General features: G+C 65.4%; 1 pseudogene. It reads right to left on the bottom strand.

The annotated features are described in order from the left end of the window. Positions 1 to 243, bottom strand: a pseudogene (locus tag GYA94_RS27490) (nucleoid-associated protein); the annotation flags it as partial.

Raw genomic sequence — 243 nt, 5'->3', positions numbered from 1 at the left:
TGCTGGGATTGGGGGAAGAGCAGCTGGCCGCCGGTGGACAGGTTGGATTCGTCCATCAGCTTCTGCAGGGGCTCGACGACCTGGCGGCTGAAGGCGGTGAAGTCCTGCTCGCCAGCGAGATAGGCCTTGAGCCAGCCGCTGGACGGGTAAGCGCCGGATTCCTCGTGGAACAGCCCCCGTAGCTCTCGTTGAGGTCGGCCAGCAGGTTCTCCATGGCTTGCGACCTGGCCAGCTCGCTGTCGC

This window comes from Pseudomonas juntendi, assembly GCF_009932375.1.
GTDB classification, from domain to species: Bacteria; Pseudomonadota; Gammaproteobacteria; order Pseudomonadales; family Pseudomonadaceae; genus Aquipseudomonas; species Aquipseudomonas juntendi.
Note: the sequence above shows the minus strand (reverse complement) of the source record. Positions and strands in the feature narration are given on the sequence as shown.